This is a genomic window from uncultured Novosphingobium sp. (genome assembly GCF_964277725.1).
GTDB lineage: Bacteria > Pseudomonadota > Alphaproteobacteria > Sphingomonadales > Sphingomonadaceae > Novosphingobium > Novosphingobium fluoreni.
The window spans coordinates 1-2532 of the sequence record NZ_CAXYKL010000145.1 but is presented as its reverse complement, the minus strand read 5'-3'; the positions used below and the strand labels follow the sequence as shown (position 1 = coordinate 2532).

Genomic DNA, 2532 nt, shown 5'->3' with positions numbered 1-2532 from the left:
GGCGGATTTCCTTCAATTATATCCCGGCATCAATCTCGACATGCGTTTTGGCTATGATCTGGCGGACAACGACAAAGTAGATATCGTTGTGCGTAGCGGTCTGCCGGAAAAGTCGCCTCTTGAATATCACGAGGTGATGAAAATGCGATCGGTGATCGTTGCTGCCCCGTCTTATCTGTCGCGCATGGGGGTGCCGCGGACAGTCAAAGACCTAGCATATCACACTCACGTCATCCTCGATAACGGTGAGGGCCCAATCCCGTGGTTCTATCGGGAGCGGCAACCCGGATCCTCAGAAAGATTTGTTCGGGAAAAATTGGTGCGCACGCCACGCTCGCCAAGCCAAGTCATTGTTCGTGGCCATGTGGACGTTTCGCATGAGATCGGATATTTCGGAATCGGACTAACGATGGTCAATGACGAAGTCGTCAAAGATGCCCTTATATCTGGAAAGCTGGTGCAGGTTCTGGAGTCAGAGCAATTTCATTTGGGGAACGTATCCAGCAACAACTTATACGTCGGATGCCGCGGACCGGGTAAGATGACAAACCGCGAAACCCTTCTTTTCAGGCACATTCATGATGGTCTGCAGGCGCGACAATTGCCGATTCAACGTCGGCTCATCGAGTTCTCAAGATTGTGAGCCCGAATGAAGGCAGCCCAGTCCATGCTGGTGGACTGCGAGCCCTGATCCGAATGGATCAGCACTCGCTGCTTCGGCTTGCGCCGCCATACCGCCATGTGCAGCGCCTGCAGCACCCTATCGGTAGTCTGCTGGCTTTGCATCGACCACCCTCCGCAGCCTTTCCAGCGATGCCCCGCATCGCCGGAACCTTTGGCTGCTCCGCCCACCACGCGCGGGAATAGGGGTCGATCACAACAGCTAGATAGGCAAAGCCCTCCAGGGTGCGGATGTAGGTAATGTCTGTCACCCAGGCTCGGTCTGGCGCATCCACGTCGAACTGGCAATCCAGCGTGTTGTCGATCGCCAGGGACGGCTTGCCACCGTACTGCCAGGCCGGCGCTTGTAGCCGACCTGGGCCCTGATACCCGCCAGCTTGGTCAACCGCGCAACGCGGTTGGGGCAGCAGGTCTCGCCGTGATCCATACGATCATCGTGCAGCTTGCGATAGCCATCTACCTTCCGGCTGTCGTGCCAGGCTTTGCGGATAAGATCGGTCTGCCGAGCATCTTTCCGAGCCCGCTGGCTCAGCGGGCTCTTCTGCCAGGTATAGGAACCGCTGGGCTGCACGGAAAGGCAGCGGCACATTGCCCGAACGCCAAAACGATCGCGATTCTTAGCAATGAAAGCTTATCTCACTTTGCATCTCGAGCGAAATACGCAGTGGTTTTTTTAGGATGTCGCGCTCCTCGGTCTCCCGGGCCGGCTCGCGCTTGAAGTGACGGATCTCGGCATCCTTGCTGGCATCGCCGGACACCTGTCGGGTCAACTGCCGCTGCGAGACCTTGGCTACAGGATATCCGCGTTCGGTGATCGGGGTCGCCGCATCACGCTTGAACTCATCACTGAAACTGGGATTCTCTACCGACGCCTCCTGTCCTCAAAATTAGGATCGAAGACGTCTAGAAATCTAAGGGCTACTCGAATACTGCGTAGGTAAACCGAGTCAGAGCTCCACAATATGAGTGACGTGCTCTTATGCTCTAGGGACTGCTGAAGTAATGGAATTAATCGTGTAAACGAGCTTTTCCCTCAGCTGTTCCGCCCCAATAGGACAGTCATCGGACGCAATCTTATGGTCGTTGGAGCACGACCACCACGGTAGCTCTCAAGACTGATCGCCTTTAACATAGTGCTCTGGATCACCGTAAGCGGTGTTCCGACGCCACCTTGCCTGCCCCGGGGTCTGTGGCTGAAGTGCGGGGATGGACGAGCCCAGCCTTACGACCGCATTGGACACCAACATTGGAGTGCCTCTGAAGTCTGGTGGGCGCGTCGAGGTCTTTGGCCGACTGTCAGGCCGGCGCCGCGTCTGGACGCTGGAGCAAAAGCTGGAGCTGGTGGCCGGGATGGAGCGCTGCGACAACGTCGCGGCCTTTGCTCGCGAGCAGGAGATCAGCACGGCGTTGCTGTATACGTGGCGCAGGGAGTTGCGGTACGCGATGGAGGCCGCCAAGCTTCCCCCACGCGAAGAGCCCATGTTTGTGCCAGTCGTGGGTGGCTCACCGCCGAGCTCGGGCGATAGCATTGCGGTCGAAGTTGGTGGTGCCGTGGTCCGGATAGGACAGGCCGTCAGGGCCGATCTGGCCGTGGCCATCATTCAAGCCCTGCAAGCGGGGGCCAGCTGATGATTGGGATCGGTCCAGGTGCGAAGGTCATGGTGGCGACGCGTCCGGTGGATTTCCGCAAAGGCCCGGATGCGCTGGCTGCGCTGTTCGGCGCGGAGTACGGCGGCGATCCCTATTCCGGCGTGATCTATGTGTTCCGGGCCAAGCGCAGTGATCGGATCAAGCTGGTCTGGTGGGACGGCACAGGGCTATGCCTGATGGCCAAGAGGCTGGAGTCCGGCG

Annotated in this window: 3 protein-coding genes and 1 pseudogene; 3 read left to right on the top strand and 1 reads right to left on the bottom strand. The window is 58.4% G+C overall.

The window, feature by feature from the left end; genetic code table 11:
• Window positions 1-40: 40 nt before the first annotated feature.
• A complete protein-coding gene (locus ACHWRX_RS08570; RefSeq protein WP_394658877.1) occupies window positions 41-643 on the top strand; it encodes a LysR substrate-binding domain-containing protein in 603 nt (200 codons plus the stop codon).
• On the opposite strand, the pseudogene ACHWRX_RS08565 reads toward ACHWRX_RS08570, so the two are convergent.
• Window positions 613-1496 (bottom strand): annotated as a pseudogene (locus tag ACHWRX_RS08565) (IS3 family transposase); the annotation flags it as partial. The gene ACHWRX_RS08570 and the pseudogene ACHWRX_RS08565 overlap by 31 nt on opposite strands.
• Before the next feature lie 391 nt (window positions 1497-1887).
• Between ACHWRX_RS08565 and ACHWRX_RS08560 the strand changes: the two are divergent.
• Both ACHWRX_RS08560 and tnpB read left to right on the top strand, forming a co-directional pair.
• Window positions 1888-2310, top strand: coding sequence for a transposase (locus ACHWRX_RS08560; RefSeq protein ID WP_394658876.1), 423 nt, complete (start codon window positions 1888-1890; stop codon window positions 2308-2310).
• Window positions 2310-2532, top strand: a 223-nt coding sequence (tnpB, locus tag ACHWRX_RS08555) for an IS66 family insertion sequence element accessory protein TnpB (protein ID WP_394658875.1), incomplete at its 3' end; no start/stop codon positions are given. The genes ACHWRX_RS08560 and tnpB, both read left to right, overlap by 1 nt.